At 62.2% G+C, this 15,147-nt stretch carries 16 protein-coding genes and 1 pseudogene; 5 read left to right on the forward strand and 12 right to left on the reverse strand.

What is annotated here, in order from left to right; all coding sequences use genetic code 11:
- Positions 1-238: 238 nt before the first annotated feature.
- Together ilvC and NKI63_RS25650 are read right to left on the reverse strand one after the other, a co-directional pair.
- A complete protein-coding gene (gene ilvC / locus NKI63_RS25645; protein WP_352691922.1) occupies positions 239-1,258 on the reverse strand; it encodes a ketol-acid reductoisomerase in 1,020 nt (339 codons plus the stop codon).
- Positions 1,259-1,281: 23 nt separating this feature from the next.
- Complete coding sequence (locus tag NKI63_RS25650; protein WP_254820704.1) at positions 1,282-1,935, reverse strand: TetR/AcrR family transcriptional regulator; 654 nt, start codon at positions 1,933-1,935, stop codon at positions 1,282-1,284.
- A gap of 156 nt (positions 1,936-2,091) precedes the next feature.
- Between NKI63_RS25650 and NKI63_RS25655 the strand changes: the two genes are divergently transcribed.
- Positions 2,092-2,520 carry an anthrone oxygenase family protein gene (locus tag NKI63_RS25655; protein WP_352509629.1) on the forward strand — a complete coding sequence of 143 codons (429 nt, stop codon included), beginning with the start codon at positions 2,092-2,094 and terminating at the stop codon, positions 2,518-2,520.
- Positions 2,521-2,556: 36 nt separating this feature from the next.
- Here NKI63_RS25655 and NKI63_RS25660 read toward each other — a convergent pair whose 3' ends face one another.
- Positions 2,557-3,009 (reverse strand): MarR family winged helix-turn-helix transcriptional regulator, encoded by a 453-nt coding sequence (locus tag NKI63_RS25660; protein WP_352509627.1) that lies wholly within the window; start codon positions 3,007-3,009, stop codon positions 2,557-2,559.
- Between the two features lie 101 nt (positions 3,010-3,110).
- Here NKI63_RS25660 and NKI63_RS25665 point away from each other — a divergent pair, with 101 nt between their 5' ends.
- Entirely contained in the window at positions 3,111-3,416 is a 306-nt protein-coding gene (locus tag NKI63_RS25665; protein ID WP_352509625.1) for a Rieske (2Fe-2S) protein, read from the forward strand.
- A 1-nt stretch (position 3,417) separates the two neighbouring features.
- Positions 3,418-4,143, forward strand: a complete 726-nt coding sequence (locus NKI63_RS25670; protein WP_352509623.1) for a glutathione S-transferase family protein — start codon at positions 3,418-3,420, stop codon at positions 4,141-4,143.
- Here NKI63_RS25670 and NKI63_RS25675 read toward each other — a convergent pair.
- Both NKI63_RS25675 and NKI63_RS25680 read right to left on the reverse strand, forming a co-directional pair.
- A pseudogene (locus tag NKI63_RS25675) lies at positions 4,091-5,329 on the reverse strand (FAD-dependent oxidoreductase). The gene NKI63_RS25670 and the pseudogene NKI63_RS25675 overlap by 53 nt on opposite strands.
- 74 nt (positions 5,330-5,403) lie before the next feature.
- Positions 5,404-5,814 carry a winged helix-turn-helix transcriptional regulator gene (locus tag NKI63_RS25680; RefSeq protein WP_352466906.1) on the reverse strand — a complete coding sequence of 137 codons (411 nt, stop codon included), beginning with the start codon at positions 5,812-5,814 and terminating at the stop codon, positions 5,404-5,406.
- Positions 5,815-5,951: 137 nt separating this feature from the next.
- Between NKI63_RS25680 and NKI63_RS25685 the strand changes: the two genes are divergently transcribed.
- Positions 5,952-6,842: an SDR family oxidoreductase gene (locus NKI63_RS25685; RefSeq protein ID WP_352509621.1), complete on the forward strand. Its 891-nt coding sequence runs from the start codon at positions 5,952-5,954 to the stop codon at positions 6,840-6,842.
- A gap of 43 nt (positions 6,843-6,885) precedes the next feature.
- On the opposite strand, the gene NKI63_RS25690 is transcribed toward NKI63_RS25685, so the two are convergent.
- From NKI63_RS25690 to NKI63_RS25700, 3 genes are all read right to left on the reverse strand, one after another.
- Positions 6,886-8,805, reverse strand: coding sequence for a potassium transporter Kup (locus tag NKI63_RS25690; RefSeq protein ID WP_352620193.1), 1,920 nt, complete (start codon positions 8,803-8,805; stop codon positions 6,886-6,888).
- A 157-nt stretch (positions 8,806-8,962) separates the two neighbouring features.
- On the reverse strand, positions 8,963-10,876 hold the full coding sequence (locus NKI63_RS25695) for a potassium transporter Kup (protein ID WP_352505658.1): 1,914 nt from the start codon (positions 10,874-10,876) through the stop codon (positions 8,963-8,965).
- 96 nt (positions 10,877-10,972) lie between these two features.
- Positions 10,973-11,713: a pyridoxine 5'-phosphate synthase gene (locus NKI63_RS25700; protein ID WP_352687644.1), complete on the reverse strand. Its 741-nt coding sequence runs from the start codon at positions 11,711-11,713 to the stop codon at positions 10,973-10,975.
- Positions 11,714-11,828: 115 nt separating this feature from the next.
- Between NKI63_RS25700 and NKI63_RS25705 the strand changes: the two genes are divergently transcribed.
- The gene (locus NKI63_RS25705) at positions 11,829-12,233 is read left to right on the forward strand and encodes a SpoIIAA family protein (RefSeq protein ID WP_352505656.1); all 405 of its coding nucleotides are present in this window, start codon (positions 11,829-11,831) and stop codon (positions 12,231-12,233) included.
- Positions 12,234-12,239: 6 nt separating this feature from the next.
- Here the strand turns inward: NKI63_RS25705 and NKI63_RS25710 are convergent, their stop codons facing one another.
- The 4 genes from NKI63_RS25710 to nthA all read right to left on the reverse strand — a co-directional run bounded on the left by NKI63_RS25710 (position 12,240) and on the right by nthA (position 15,122).
- A complete protein-coding gene (locus NKI63_RS25710; RefSeq protein ID WP_023720791.1) occupies positions 12,240-13,367 on the reverse strand; it encodes an ATP-dependent DNA helicase in 1,128 nt (375 codons plus the stop codon).
- 141 nt (positions 13,368-13,508) lie between these two features.
- Complete coding sequence (locus tag NKI63_RS25715; RefSeq protein ID WP_352505674.1) at positions 13,509-13,841, reverse strand: nitrile hydratase accessory protein; 333 nt, start codon at positions 13,839-13,841, stop codon at positions 13,509-13,511.
- Between the two features lie 19 nt (positions 13,842-13,860).
- Positions 13,861-14,520, reverse strand: a complete 660-nt coding sequence (gene nthB, locus NKI63_RS25720; protein WP_352505655.1) for a nitrile hydratase subunit beta — start codon at positions 14,518-14,520, stop codon at positions 13,861-13,863.
- Entirely contained in the window at positions 14,517-15,122 is a 606-nt protein-coding gene (nthA, locus tag NKI63_RS25725) for a nitrile hydratase subunit alpha (protein WP_352505654.1), read from the reverse strand. The genes nthB and nthA overlap by 4 nt, the downstream gene beginning before the upstream one ends.
- Between the last annotated feature and the right edge of the window lie 25 nt (positions 15,123-15,147).

Consider the following 15,147-nt stretch of genomic DNA (forward strand, 5'->3'; position numbering starts at 1 on the left):
CGCGAAGCCTGAGGACGCGCAACGAAACGAATGTGGATTTCCTTCAGTTCTTGGCCTTGTCGACCAGCTTGTTTTGGAAATCCCCGCGCGCCCGCAGCGCGAAGCCTGAGGACGCGCAACGAAACGAATGTGGATTTCCTTCAGTTCTTGGCCTTGTCGACCAGCTTGTTTTGGAAATCCCCCGCGCGCCCGCAGCGCGAAGCCTGAGGACGCGCAACGAAACGAATGTGAATTTCCTTCAGTTCTTGGCCTTGTCGACCAGCTTGTTCTTGGAAATCCACGGCATCATCGCGCGCAGCTTGGCGCCGACTTCCTCGATCTGGTGGCTGTCATTGTTGCGGCGGATGCCCTTGAAGCGCGACATGCCGGCGCGGTATTCCTGCATCCATTCCGAGGTGAACTTGCCGGTCTGGATATCCTTCAGAACGCGCTTCATCTCGGCCTTGGTCTCGGCGGTGATGATGCGCGGGCCCGAGACGTATTCGCCCCATTCGGCGGTGTTCGAGATCGAGTAGTTCATGTTGGCGATGCCGCCTTCGTAGATCAGGTCGACGATCAATTTGACCTCGTGCAGGCACTCGAAATAGGCCATTTCCGGCGCGTAGCCGGCTTCCACCAGTGTCTCGAAGCCGGCGCGGATCAATTCGACCAGACCGCCGCACAGCACCACCTGCTCGCCGAACAGGTCGGTCTCGCACTCCTCGCGGAAATTGGTCTCGATAATGCCCGAACGGCCGCCGCCAACGCCGCAGGCGTAGGAGAGCGCCAGATCGAGCGCATTGCCCGAAGCATCCTGGTTGACCGCGACCAGGCACGGCACGCCGCCGCCCTTCTGGTATTCGCCGCGCACCGTATGGCCGGGCCCCTTCGGCGCGATCATCACGACGTCGACCGAGGCTTTAGGCTCGATCAGGCCAAAATGCACGTTGAGGCCGTGGGCAAAGGCGATCGCTGCGCCATCGCGGATGTTCGGCGCGATCTCGGATTTGTAGATGTCGGCCTGCAGCTCGTCGGGCGTGGCCATCATCATCAGGTCGGCCCACTTGGCGACATCGGCCACGCTCATCACCTTGAGCCCGTCGGCCTCGACCTTCTTGGCGGTCGCCGAGCCGGCCTTGAGGCCGATGGCGATGTCCTTGACGCCGGAATCCTTGAGGTTGAGCGCATGCGCCCTGCCCTGGCTGCCATAGCCGATGATGGCGACCTTCTTGCCCTTGATCAGGTTGAGATCGGCGTCGCGATCGTAATAGACACGCATTTTTCTTCCTTCCCGTTTTGAATTCAGAGGCCTCGCGGCCCGGTTTTTGCTCCGTAAAGAGCGAGAAACTGCTGCGTCGCCCGGACGGCATCGCCGCCGATCGCCGCATCAGTCAATTCCAGTCGGTCGCCAAGCAGCAGGCGGATCTGCACGTCACGGGCGACCAGTCCGAAAAAAGTGCGGAACGCCGTCTCAGCATCGGAAAACTCGAGGAAACCAGCTTCCTTGCCTGCCTCGAGCACCGGCTTAAGGCGCCTGGCCAGTGCGAAGCGGCCGTTCTCCAGCACGATGGCGCCGAGATCGTCTTTCCCCGAACTAGCATGGCCGACCGCCACCCGGTTCAGCGCGATCGAGGTGTCGCTCGAAATTACCTTGAGCCAGTCCGAAGCGAAGCGTTCGAGGCTCGCCGTCAGCGAAGCAAGGTCGAGCCCCTTGCGATCAACTGGCACTACCCGCACCTTGGACGCCTGCCATTGCACCGTTGCCGTCAACAGCCCGTCGCGATCGCCGAACCATTTGTAGAGCGTCTCCTTAGAGCAGCTCGCCCGCCGCGCCACCGCGGTCATGGTCAACTGATCGCCCTCTTCGACCAGCAGGCGAAGGGCAGCGTCGAGCACGGCTTTCTGCCGCTCCGTCAGCGTCTCGCTGGTGTCGATATCGGTTACAGCGTGCAACACAGTCTTTCCTCAGGAGGCGAACTCACCCGCAGTTCACATAGGAGCTCGATAGCGTACCGTACGTTACGGTTCGGCTTTATGGCGTATTGCCCGACCCGGCGCAAGCCTTTATTTCTGTAGCTTGCTCCATGCGGGGCATCAGGGGAGACACAGATCATGCTCGCCGGATTGCTTGCCTTGACCGTTACCGCAGTGTTCGCAGGCGCGGCTATCTACGTCAGCGTCGCCGAACAGCCGGCGCGGCTTCGCCTCGAGGACAAAGCATTGCTGCAGGAATGGCAGCCTTCCTACAAGCGCGGCGCCGCCATGCAGGCCTCGATCGCCGTCGTCGCCTGTATTCTAGGCCTCGTCGCGTGGTGGCTGACCAGCAATCTCGCTTATCTGGCCGGCGCCGTGCTGATTATCCTGCCTTGGCCATGGACGCTGCTGGTGATGATGCCGGCAAATAGGTTGCTGGAGGCGATGGACGCGAACACCATCAATGCTGAAGCTCGGACATTGATCGTCAAATGGGGCAATCTGCATATGGTCCGCGTCGGGCTTGGCGTTCTGGCGACATTGGCATTCCTCTGGGGCAGTGCCTGACCTCGCAAATCGGCGCATCTTCGCCATGAAGGCGTGTCACTCCAGGGCGGGCGGAACTCGCAGGCGCCCAAGCAGAGCTGACAGCGCATCGAGCTCATCATTGGAAAGCCGGGAGCCGACCAACTCCGCGATCGAGCGGCCGTAGACAGCCCACATGCGGCGACGCGTCTCGCGCCCCTTGTCGGTGACACGGACGGTTTGCCCGCGGCCGTCATCGGCAACGGGAAGCTTCTCGACCAGCCCGTCGGCTTCCAGCCGCGCCAGCAGCCGGGAGATGTTATACTGCGCAAACAGGGTGCGCTCGGTGAGTTGGAACGGCCGCAATCCGCCCTCGCCCGCCTCGGCAAGCTCATGCAGGACGTCGTACCACGCAAGCGGCGGCAGGCCACTGTCCTTCAGCGCGTCCTCGGCTCGTTCCAACAACTGGCGCGAAACCCGCATCAGGCGGGCCCAGGCTTTGATTGCTGGAGGTGTAGGAATCCCGGTCATGATTGCATCATAGGGGATAGATGCAATTGCATCAAGCTTGACGATCGATGCAAATGCATCTATATAGATGCAGTCGCATCAATCGTGAGAGGCAAATTCCGATGAAGTATGAAATCTGCAGGATCGCCGACGTTCCGGAAACAGGCAGCCTGATCGCTCCGTTCTTCGGCCGCGAGGTCCATGTCTACCGCAGCGGCGAGCGTATCCGCGCTGCCGCCAACGTCTGCCTGCATTTCGGTGGCCCGCTCGACTGCAAGGACGGCAAGCTCATCTGCCAGTGGCACGGCGCCTCGTTCGACATGGCGAACGGTGATCGCCTCGAAGGCCCGGCGCCGAAGGGCTCCCGCCTGATGTTCCTCTCCACCCGCGTCGAGGACGGCGCCTTGAACTATGTCTGGGGAGAGTGAGATGACCGGTAAGCTCATCCTCGTCAGCCACCATCTTTGTCCCTATGTGCAGCGCGCGGCGATTTCACTTCGCGAAAAGGGCGTGCCGTTCGAACGCATCACGGTCGATCTCGCCAACAAGCCTGCCTGGTTCAAGGCGATATCACCGCTCGGCAAGGTGCCGCTGCTTCGCGTTCAGCATGACGGCCAGGAAACGGTGATCTTCGAATCGGCGGTCATCCTCGAATTCCTCGAGGAAACCCAGCCAAATCCACTGCATCCCACCGACCCCTATGTCCGTGCCCGGCATCGCGGCTGGATCGAGTTCGGCTCGGCAATCCTCAATGCCGTCGCCCGCTTCTATTCAGCGCCTACGGAAGCCGCGCTGCTCGCTGAAAGCGCGACGCTAGCGGCAATGTTCGATCGCCTGGAAGTGGAACGGGCGAATGGCGCGGCTGGGCCATGCTTCGACGGCGAGCGCTTTTCACTGGTCGACGCGGTCTACGGCCCGATTTTCCGCTATTTCGACGTCTTCGACCGGATCGACGATTTCGGCATCCTGGACGGAAAGCCGCATGTCCAGGTGTGGCGCGAGGCGTTGCGCAAACGCCCATCCGTGAAGGGCGCGGTCGCTCCCGATTATCCGCAACGCCTCCATGCATTCTTGCAGGCTAAGGGTTCGCACCTTTCCGAAATCACCCGCCAAGGCGATCCGGCCATAGCGCTTCCGCAAGCCCTATCGGCTTGAATGGATTGATCACCGTTCCTGTAACCATGGAAGCAAGAAACTGCGGCGCCGGCGGGACTTTTGCCAGCGTCGCCACCAGCCTGTCGCGGACGAACGGCATCACAATCGAATCCGACTGATAAAACGGCGTCAGCACCAGCGACAGCGCCTGGAAGACCCGCACATGCCATCACCGCGTCCGGACATAGGCCTCCAGTGCAGTATCGACACGGTCCGTTCCTATGAGTGCGTAGTTGAGCGCGGCTGCATCGAGCAGCGCCATGTTCGCGCCCTGGCCGAGCTGCGGGCTCGTTGAATGGGCCGCATCGCCGATAACAGCCAATCGCCGTCCGGCTGGCGTCTTCATCGTGTGATGGCCATAGCGCGCCAGCGAAAGCTGCTCGAAACTGTCGATCTGGTCGATGAAGGCCGCGCATTCAGGCCACAGCCCGACCAATCTCGCCTTCCATGCCTCGAGACCTGCCGCCCAGACGTACTCGGCATCCGCCGGCTTGAGGCTCCAGAAGAATGCCGCCATCTTCTGGGCATCCGGCTCGGGCCGGCCGATTGGCAGCACGCCGATCATCACGCTTGCGCTGTCGTAGCGCTGCAGCAGCGCGTGCTCGTCGAAACCCTCGCCGCGCCAGCCAAGCGACGCCCAGAACGCGCCATAGGCGAGCGATCGCGGTTCGCCCGGATTGTTCACGCACCACCGCAGTTTGGAGCGTGAACCGCTGGCATCCACTACCAGGTCGAACGACCCCATCCGTCGTCCGTTGCGGCAGATCAATGTTGCCCGTTCGCCGGCTTCCAGCGTCTCAAGCTCGATGCCTGTCTCAATGTGGATCGCTTGGCGCCGGGCGGCGCGGAAAAGCACGCCGAACAGAGCCGCGCGATGTACCGCCAGCCCGAAACGGCCGCCACGCCGGGCATCGTAGCGGACGTCGAGCACTGTGCGGCCGGTCTTGGCATCTGCACCATGCAGGCGGTCTATGCGGCAGCCCAGCGCCAGAATGTCTTCAAGCAGGCCGAGATCGGCAAGCACCGTCAGCCCGGTCGGCTGCAGGATCAGCCCGGACCCGACCGGTTTTGGCCGGTCGAAGCGCTCGAAGATCGTGACCCTATGTCCGGCGCGCTCGAGATAGAGCGCGGCGGCAAGTCCAGCCGGCCCGGCGCCGGCAATCGCGATGTCCAGAGAATTGCCCATCTGCCCGCCCCAACCCAGGCCGGACAATCCTTCAGCGCTGTCGCTAAATCAAGGCGCCGTCTCGGCCTGGAGGCTCAGCCTTCGGCAGCATCGAAAACCTTCCGCGCCTCGCGTACAGCGCCGTGATTGAGCTCGGCCCATTGGATCAGCTGATGCAAGGGTCCAAACATCGAGCGCCCGAGATCGGTGAGGCTATATTCGACGCTCGGCGGCTTGGTCGGGAAGACCTGGCGATGGACATAGCCGTCGCGCTGCAGATCGTGCAACGTCTGGGTGAGCATGCGCTGTGAAATATCGGGCACGAGGCGCCGCAACTCGCCGAAGCGGTACGGCTTCTCGGCCAAGGCCTCCATCAGCAGCGAACTCCATTTGTTGCTGATCCCCTGGATCACGTCGCGAACCGGGCAATCCGCAAGGTTTCCGCCCCCGCTGCCTGCTTTGTATATCTCGAGCTTCGATCTCAGATTAACGATCTTGCCGTCCATGGCTGGTTCCCTTGGGTGTGCCTACCTCCCGCAAAACTGCCTTCTTTACGAGGATGGGTCAATTCCTATTTTAGTGCTGGTCTCTTTTTGAGACTAACATATGCACCCGCCGCTCCGGCGCAACGTCAGGACCCTTCATGACCGACACCCTTCTTGTCACCGGCGCCTCCGGCCAGCTTGGCCGCGGCGTCATCAATCATCTGCTTGACACGCTCAAGATCTCCCCTCAGCGCATCATCGCCGCCACCCGCAATCCCGAAAATCTGGCCGATCTGGCAGCGCGCGGCGTCACTATCAGGGCGGCCGACTTCGACGACACCGCATCGTTGGCCAGTGCATTTACCGGCGCCGACAGAGTTCTGATCATTTCGACAAACGAGCTTGCCCTTCCGGGCAAGCGCCTGAAGCAACATGAGACCGCGGTCGCCGCCGCAAAAAGCGCCGGCGTTTCGCATCTGCTCTACACATCGATGCCCAATCCGGAGCCAGGATCGCCGGTGCTGTTTGCGCCCGATCACCACGGCACCGAGCAGGCGATCAAGGCGAGCGGCATTCCCTACACCATCTTCCGCAACGGCTGGTACCAGGAGAACCTGTTCATGGCGCTGCCGCACGCCATCGCCTCGGGGCAGTGGTACACATCCGCCGGAGACGGCCGTATTGCCCATGGCGCGCGCGACGATATGGCCGCGGCAATCGCCGCCGGTCTCGCATCGGGGGCAACCGAAAGCACGACATACACGCTGACCGGTCCGCAGGCCTATACGGTCGCTGAAATCGCGGCCCTCGTCACCGAAGTTACCGGCAAGCCAATCGAGGTCGTCCAGCTTTCGGACGAAGCGCTGACCGGGGGATTGAAGGCAGCCGGCGTCCCCGAAGGTTTCGCCCCGGTCATCGTTTCCTTCGACACCAATACCCGCTCCGGCCGCATCAGCATGGTGACGGACGCGATCGAGACGCTGTCTGGCAGGAGACCGCGGCCGCTGAAGCAATTTCTTGAAGCAAACAAGGCGGCTCTGGTGAGCTAAGCCTGACAAATGGTCGTGCCCTTCGAAGGGCACGACCATTTGTTCAGATAGCCACCTGCGTCCCGATCTCGACGACGCGTCCGGTCGGGATCTGGAAATATTCCGTTGCATCGGCCGCCGAGCGCGCCAGCCCGATGAACAGCTTGTCCTGCCAGACCGGCATGCCGGAATTGGGCGAGGCCTTGAGCGAGCGCCGCGACAGGAAGAAGGAGGTCGTCATGATGTCGAACTTCCAGCCCTGCTTGCGGCAGATCGCCAGCGCACGCGGGATGTTGGGCTGCTCCATGTAGCCGAAGGTCAGCGTCACCCGCATGAACAGCTCGTTGACGGTCTCCATCTTCACCCGCTCGCTGTCGGGCACGACCGGCTGCGGCGCCGTCACAACCGAAAGGATGACGTTCTGCTCATGCAGCACCTTGTAGTGCTTGAGGCTGTGCATCAGTGCCGTCGGCGCGCTCAGCGGATCGCTGGTCAGGAACACCGCGGTGCCCGACACCAGATGCGGCTTCTTCTTCAGCAGATTGCCGGCGAGGAAATCGAGCGGGATCTCGTTCCGGCGGGTCTTGTCGAACAAATAGCGGCTACCGCGGATCCATGTCCACATAGTCATCACGATAACTGCGGCGATGGCAAGCGATGCCCAGCCACCTTCAAACACCTTGACTATGTTGGCGGCAAAGAAGCCGGTATCGACGAAGGCGAACACGGCCATCAAGGCGATCGCGACGCCAAGCGGCCATTTCCAGATGCGCGTCATCACAACAAAAAGCAGCACATTCGTCACCAGCATGTTGCCGGTCACCGAAATACCGTAGGCCGAGGCCAGGCGGCTGGATTCGCCGAAGCCGACCACCAGCAACATCACGACCAGCGCCAGCATCAGGTTGATGCGCGGCAGATAGATCTGGCCCGACTGTTTTTCCGACGTGTGCTGGATGACGAAACGCGGCAGCATGTTGAGCTGCACCGCCTGCCTGGTCAGCGAGAAAGCGCCGGAGATCACCGCCTGGCTGGCGATGACGGTCGCCGCCGTCGCCAGCACGACCATCGGAATAAGCGTCCAGCCCTGGTTCATCTCAAAGAAGGGATGGCCGACAACGCCGCCATTTGCCAGCACGAAGGCGCCTTGCCCGACATAGTTGAGCAATAGACAAGGGAACACGATTGCCAGCCAGGCGAGCACGATCGGCTTGCGGCCGAAATGGCCGAGATCGGCATAGAGCGCCTCGGCGCCGGTGACGGCGAGGAAGACCGCACCAACCGTGACGAAGGCCACGTCGGGCGAGTTGACCAGGAACGACACGATGTAATGCGGGCTGATCGCCAGCAGGATTTCCGGATCGGCGATGATGTGGTTAATGCCGGAAAGGCCGATGGCCAGGAACCATAGCGCCGTGACTGGCCCGAACACCAATCCTACGCCGCCGGTGCCGAACCGCTGTACCGCAAACAGGATCGCCAGGATGGCCAGTGTCAGCGGCACCACATAGGGCTGAAATGTCGGCGTGACGACATTCATACCTTCGACCGCTGATAGCACCGAGATCGCCGGCGTAATGACCGCGTCGCCGAAAAAAAGCGCCGCGCCGACGATGCCGATGCCGAGGATCACCGCCGAGCGCGTCGGAAAACTGTTGCGCGCCAGCGCCATCAGCGACAGCACCCCGCCTTCGCCTCGATTGTCGGCACGGAGCACGAACATGATGTATTTGATGGTGACGGTGATCGTCAGCGACCAGATGATCAGCGAGAGTACGCCCAGGATGTCGCCACGGTTGGCGACATTGCCACCGGCTGATGCATGCAACGCCTCTCGGAATGCATAGATCGGGCTGGTGCCGATATCGCCGTAAACCACGCCGAGCGCGCCCAGCATCAGCACCTTGGTGCTGTGCTGCTCGACCTCAGAATGGCTGGATTGTTCGACAGGTTCTGCCTCGTTACCAGCATTGGTAAGGGCCATGGACGACACTCCGATAAGCGCGCGGTGCTCTACGCTTGCTGCGCTGCAATATCAAGTGCCGTCACGTAATGGCTCCGTCCCGATATTGCGAGTCCTCCACGACTTGGCAGACTCAGTCCCATCGGCAGACTACCTGGAATGTCGCAACGGACACGTTTCAAATAGCCACCTGCGTCCCGATCTCGACGACGCGTCCGGTCGGGATCTGGAAATATTCCGTTGCATCGGCCGCCGAGCGCGCCAGCCCGATGAACAGCTTGTCCTGCCAGACCGGCATGCCGGAATTGGGCGAGGCCTTGAGCGAGCGCCGCGACAGGAAGAAGGAGGTCGTCATGATGTCGAACTTCCAGCCCTGCTTGCGGCAGATCGCCAGCGCACGCGGGATGTTGGGCTGCTCCATGTAGCCGAAGGTCAGCGTCACCCGCATGAACAGCTCGTTGACGGTCTCCATCTTCACCCGCTCGCTGTCGGGCACGACCGGTTGCGGCGCCGTCACCACCGAAAGGATGACGTTCTGCTCGTGCAGCACCTTGTAGTGCTTGAGGCTGTGCATCAGTGCCGTCGGCGCGCTCAGCGGATCGCTGGTCAGGAACACCGCGGTGCCCGACACCAGATGCGGCTTCTTCTTCAGCAGATTGCCGGCGAGGAAATCGAGCGGGATCTCGTTCCGGCGGGTCTTGTCGAACAAATAGCGGGTGCCGCGGATCCATGTGGACATGATCAGCCCCATGCCGCAGGCAACCGTGATCGACACCCACCCGCCTTCGAGGATCTTGACGACGTTTGCGAGGAAAAATCCGGTATCGATCGTGCCGAACAGCAGTGTGAGCGCGGCCGCCAGTGCAAGCTGCCATTTCCACCGGAACCGCATCACCACGAACAGCAGGATGGTCGTCATAAGCATTTCGCCAGTCACCGAAATGCCATAGGCGGAAGCTAGCGAACTCGAACTGCCAAAGCCGACCACCAGCAACATCACGCCCAGCGCGACCACCAGATTGACCCGCGGCATGTAGATCTGGCCGGACTGCATCTCGGAAGTATGCTGCACCTCGATACGTGGCAGCAGATTGAGCTGCACCGCCTGACGCGTCAGTGAGAAAGCGCCGGAGATCACCGCCTGACTGGCGATCACCGTCGCTGCCGTGGCCAGCCCAACCATGGGCATTAGCGCCCAATCCGGCAGCATCTGGAAGAATGGATTGGTGGGTTTGCCGCCGTTGGCAAGAACGAACGCGCCTTGTCCGAAATAGTTGAGGAGCAAACAAGGAAACACGACAGCAAACCATGCCAGCACGATCGGCCTGCGCCCGAAATGGCCGAGATCGACATAGAGGGCTTCGGCCCCGGTGACCGCCAGGAACACCGCCCCGACCGTGACGAAAGCGCCGGTGGGCGTATTGGCTAGATAAGCGACCGCGTAATAGGGATTGACCGCCAGCAGGACCGACGGATCGTCAAGCAGATGGTAGACCCCGGCGGCGCCGATTGCCAGGAACCACGCTGCCGTCACCGGCCCGAACACGGCCGCCACCCTGCCGGTGCCGAACCGTTGCACGGCAAAGAGCATTGCCAGGATGACAAGAGTGATCGGAACGACAAAGGTTTCGAGCGTCGGAGCCATCACTTCCAGGCCCTCGACAGCCGAAAGCACGGAGATGGCGGGCGTTATTATCGCGTCGCCGAAAAAAAGCGCCGCGCCGCAAAGTCCGATCCCCAGAATGAACGGGGCTCCCTTTGGATAAGCACTACGCGCAAGCGACATCAGCGACAGCGTGCCGCCCTCGCCCTTGTTGTCGGCTCTGAGGACGAAAGCGACGTATTTTATCGTGACGATGATCGTCAGCGCCCAGACGATAAGCGACAGCACACCGAGGACGTCGTTGCGCGCTACTGGTCCCGACGACGCGTGCAGTGCTTCCCGAAATGCGTAAATTGGGCTGGTGCCGATATCGCCGTAAACCACGCCCAACGCGCCCAGCATCAGCACCTTGGTGCTGTGCTGCTCGACGGTGGAGTGGCTGGATTGCTCGATGGGTTCTGCCTCGCTACCAGCGTTGGCAAGGGCCATGGACGACACTCCCATAGACGTTCGGTGCTCTATGCTGCGGGGATGGAAAGGGCGCGCTGCCGTGCCGGGAACGCAGGGCTATCGGCTCGCCTCTCTCTACCAGCCACAAGCCTTCAGAAACCGCCTGACCGTTCCAGCCATGCCATACCCCAACGCATCGGCTGTCAACCCATGCCCGATCGACACTTCGGCCAATGCCGGGATGCGCCTGGCCAGTGCCGGCAAATTGCTCACCACAAGGTCGTGCCCGGCATTGACCTGGAGCCCTGCGGCCAGCGCGGCATCCGCCGTCTTTCCCAATTTCTCCAATTCCTTCGCCGCTTTTGCCGAATCGGAATGATAGCTGCCGTATGGACCCGTATAGAGTTCGATCCGGTCGGCGCCGGTGTCGCGAGCAGCTTTCACGCCATCGGGGTCAGGATCGGAAAACAGCGACACGCGAAAGCCTCCCTTCTTCAGGCGCTTGACAACCGGTGTCAGGAACGCAGCCTCGGCGGCGAAGTTCCAGCCATGATCGGAAGTCGCTTGCGCCGGGTCGTCGGGCACCAGCGTCACCTGCTCGGGCTGATGCTTTTCCACAAGCGCCAGGAACTCCGCGGTCGGATAGCCCTCGATGTTGAATTCCGCATTCGGGAACTCGTCGTCGATCAGCGCCCTGATCTGCGGCAGATCGGAATGCCTGGTGTGCCGCTCGTCGGGTCGCGGGTGCACCGTCAGCCCATGCGCGCCGGCGGCAAGGGCAATGCGTCCAAGCCCGGTCACGCTTGGCCACGGCAGGTCCCGCCGGTTGCGCAGCATGGCGATGGCGTTGAGGTTGACGGAAAGCTTTGCAGGCATTTGCACGGTTCCAGGCTGATCTCGGCGCGCATCTATACCGCCTTTAAGGGGAACAGACAGAGGGTTTCAGGTGTTCCAAGGTGAACTAAGAAAATCGAGCGCAAGGAGTTGCCTGTTGAATTTTCTCGATGCCGTGCCCGCGATCCGCCGCATCGATACCGATCGCGAAGACCTCCTCGCCATCGATGTCGTCGGCCATGTCGCAGCGGCCGGCGCCGAAAACCTGTTTGGATTGCTGGAAGCGGCCTACGCGCTGCACTCGAAAATCGACGTGCTGGTGCGCCTGATCGATCATGAGGGTGTCGACTGGACCGACGTATCGGACGAGACGATCGAACAGGGCATAGCTCATGCAGTGGAGCATATCGGCCGCTGCGCCGCGGTCGGTGAGCCGAACTGGATAGCCGAGGCAAGAGCCTTTCTGCCTGCCTCTGTGCCTATCGAACTCCGGCATTTCGAGGCCAAGGACGAGGCCGCCGCTTGGGAATGGCTTGGCGCCAACCCGATCGCCCAGCGCTGATGCGGCCTATCGGACGATCGTCAGCCGTTCGGCCGCGCGCGTGATGGCGGTGTAGAGCCAACGCTGCCGGGTTTCCTTGAACGCCCAGCTTTCGTCGAAAAGCACGATCTCGTTCCACTGCGACCCCTGCGCCTTGTGCACGGTCAGCGCGTAGCCATAGTCGAAATCGTCGAAACGCTTCTTCTGCTGCCAGGGAATGTCGGCGTCCGGATCTTCGAACGCCGCCTTGAGCAGCTTGATCTTGGCGACGCCGCGATCCGGGTCGTCTTCCTCCGGCGAAACCAGCAGATTGATGCCGGGCTTGACCGTCTCGCGCGACGAGGTCATCACCTTCCACAGCGAGCCGTTGAGCAGTCCCTTGGCCGGATCGTTGCGAAGGCAGACCAGCTTGTCGCCGGCTTGCGGATAATCGGCGTTGAACCCCTTCAGCTCGCGCAGCCGCTGGTTATAGCGGCGGCGCGTGCGGTTGGTACCGACCAGCACCTGGTCCGCCTTCAGCACCAGTTCCTGGGTGACGTCTTCCTTGCCGATCACTTGCGCCGCGCCATAGTCGCCGCGCATGAACTCGCGGCCCTCGCGCACGTCGAGCGCCAGCCTGATGATCGGGTTGTCGCGCGCCTGGCGGTGGATTTCGGTGAGCAGAATGTCCGGCTCGTGGTCGGTGAAGAAGCCGCCGCCGGAGATCGGCGGCAACTGGCCGGGATCGCCAAGCACCAGGATCGGCGTGCCGAAGCTCATCAGGTCACGGCCAAGCTGCTCGTCGACCATCGAGCATTCGTCGATGACGACGAGCTTGGCCCGCGAGATCGGGCTTTGCCGGTTAAGCGAAAAGGTCGGCGACATCGAGGTTTTGCCGGTCACCTCGTCCGCTACCGATTCCTCGCCTTTCGGCCGGTAGATCAGCGAATGGATGGTACGGGCATTGACCGCGCCCTTGGAACGCAGCACCTGCGCCGCCTTGCCGGTAAACGCGGCGAACTGCACCTGGCCGTCGACATGCTCGGCGAAATAGCGCGCCAGCGTCGTCTTGCCGGTGCCGGCATAGCCGAACAGCCGGAACAGCTGCGGCTTGCCGGCTTTCAGCCAGCCGGCCACTGCCTTCAGCGCCTCGTCCTGTTGAGGAGAGAATTCCATCAGCGCGACAGACCGGATTCGCGAGGGAAAGACAAGGCGAGTGCCATCACCATCAAATTTCACCGCCGGCAACTGCGCCGCTGCGACAGGATTATCAGTGACGAACAGGAACGTAAAGAGAACAAACCAGGCGACCGCAGCTTACCGAACCCGCCGTGGATCGTTCTCCAGCAGGATCGGCTTGCCATGCGGCGTTGCGTGCGCGGCGCGTTCCCAGGCAGCGGCAATGGTGTCCACGTCTTTCTTGCCGGCAATGCCTTTGGCCGACAGCAGCTTTTCCAGCGCCGCCAGCCAGTGCTCGTAGTAATCGCGACCGTCGCGCGCGGCGCCCGGCCGCTTCACCTCTGCCGACAAAGCATCCGCCCATTCGCTCCACGAAAACAACCCGTTATCGTGCAGTGCTACCGTCATGGCAAAGGCCTCTGCTTGCCACGGCTCGGCAAACACAGGCGCCTCGACACCGGCTGGCGACATAGCGGCGATTGAGCTCGTCTCACGCCGACTCAAGGTAGTTCTCCCACGCATCGATCGAAACGACAAGTGTCGGGTCGGCGCCCTCGCCCCAGATTTCGCTGCCGGTGAAGGCCACCGTATAGACCCATTGCGGGTTTTCACCCTGGCCGTGCGCGTTTGTGTCGGGAAAAACAAAGCCGCCGCGCACAGCCTCGACGACACCTTGCTTGCCGCGTGCATAGCGCGGGAGCCTGGTGTGGCCCGTCGGATGGAAATTCTTCGTACGCACAGTGTCGCCCGCCTTGAACCGCGCCGGCGTAGCGACCGGCCGGTCGCAAGGCCCGCCCTTGGCCAGCACCGCCGGAACATCTTTAGCCTTCAGCACCCGTTTGGGTGTCGCTGCAGGGTCGACTGCGTCGCCCGTGGCCAGGTCGCGGTCGCCGACGAAACCATGGCGTTTGAGCAGCACCTCCAGCGCCTTGATCCATATCTGGTAGTAGCTGGAGGCATAATAATCCGCTGGATGCAGCGATTCCCGCGCGTGCCGGCTCTCGTCGATGTTCCAAGCGCCCATGGCGCCGGCGCACAACGTCACGCCCAGCGCCCGCCTTTCCCAATCGGTATGGAAATAGGGTTCGTCCGGTTCTGGCGCGACCGGCCCGAAACCCATCTGGCCGCCGAGATCCTGCGGCCCGTTCATGCCGGCTCCCGCGCCAACGCGGTGCCGATCATGGCATTGCGCGTCACAAGATCGGCGAGCCGTGCCTCATCCCAGCCCTCGGTGCCCCTTGGCTGCATAGGCACCACCAGATAGCGAAGCTCGGCGGTCGAATCCCACACCCGGATTGTTGTCGTCGCCGGCAAGATCAGCCCGAATTCCTCGAGCACGCCGCGCGGATCGATCACTGCGCGCGAACGGTAGGGCGGCGCCTTGTACCAGACCGGCGGCAGGCCGAGCACCGACCACGGATAGCAGGAGCATAGCGTGCAGACGACGAGGTTGTGCGTGTCGGCCGTGTTGAAGACCGCCTGCATGTGCTCGCCTTGCCGGCCGGTGTAGCCGAGCGATTCGATTGCTGCCGTCGCGTCACACTTCAGCCATGCGGCAAACGCGGGATCAACCCAGGCTTTCGCCACCACCTTTGCGCCGTTGCGCGGCCCGATCTTGGTCTCGTAGGTGTCGACAATGACATCGATCGCCGCCGGATCGATCAGGCCTTTGCGGGTGAGAATCGTCTCCAGCGCGCGCACGCGCGCCGCAAAAGGATCAAGCTCGTTGTCATGGTGGTGATTATGCGGCATGGCGTCAAATTACGATCGCGGACCC

The sequence above is a fragment of the Mesorhizobium sp. M0410 genome (genome assembly GCF_040321435.1).
GTDB lineage: Bacteria > Pseudomonadota > Alphaproteobacteria > Rhizobiales > Rhizobiaceae > Mesorhizobium.

Bases quoted from the DNA above. Each gene is read 5' to 3' on its own strand.
- ilvC (WP_352691922.1), bottom strand. From the start codon at position 1,258: ATGCGTGTCTATTACGATCGCGACGCCGATCTCAACCTGATCAAGGGC.
- NKI63_RS25655 (WP_352509629.1), top strand. From the start codon at position 2,092: ATGCTCGCCGGATTGCTTGCCTTGACCGTTACCGCAGTGTTCGCAGGC.
- NKI63_RS25660 (WP_352509627.1), bottom strand. From the start codon at position 3,009: ATGACCGGGATTCCTACACCTCCAGCAATCAAAGCCTGGGCCCGCCTG.
- NKI63_RS25665 (WP_352509625.1), top strand. From the start codon at position 3,111: ATGAAGTATGAAATCTGCAGGATCGCCGACGTTCCGGAAACAGGCAGC.
- NKI63_RS25670 (WP_352509623.1), top strand. From the start codon at position 3,418: ATGACCGGTAAGCTCATCCTCGTCAGCCACCATCTTTGTCCCTATGTG.
- NKI63_RS25680 (WP_352466906.1), bottom strand. From the start codon at position 5,814: ATGGACGGCAAGATCGTTAATCTGAGATCGAAGCTCGAGATATACAAA.
- NKI63_RS25685 (WP_352509621.1), top strand. From the start codon at position 5,952: ATGACCGACACCCTTCTTGTCACCGGCGCCTCCGGCCAGCTTGGCCGC.
- NKI63_RS25690 (WP_352620193.1), bottom strand. From the start codon at position 8,805: ATGGCCCTTACCAATGCTGGTAACGAGGCAGAACCTGTCGAACAATCC.
- NKI63_RS25695 (WP_352505658.1), bottom strand. From the start codon at position 10,876: ATGGCCCTTGCCAACGCTGGTAGCGAGGCAGAACCCATCGAGCAATCC.
- NKI63_RS25700 (WP_352687644.1), bottom strand. From the start codon at position 11,713: ATGCCTGCAAAGCTTTCCGTCAACCTCAACGCCATCGCCATGCTGCGC.
- NKI63_RS25710 (WP_023720791.1), bottom strand. From the start codon at position 13,367: ATGGAATTCTCTCCTCAACAGGACGAGGCGCTGAAGGCAGTGGCCGGC.
- NKI63_RS25715 (WP_352505674.1), bottom strand. From the start codon at position 13,841: ATGTCGCCAGCCGGTGTCGAGGCGCCTGTGTTTGCCGAGCCGTGGCAA.
- nthB (WP_352505655.1), bottom strand. From the start codon at position 14,520: ATGAACGGGCCGCAGGATCTCGGCGGCCAGATGGGTTTCGGGCCGGTC.
- nthA (WP_352505654.1), bottom strand. From the start codon at position 15,122: ATGCCGCATAATCACCACCATGACAACGAGCTTGATCCTTTTGCGGCG.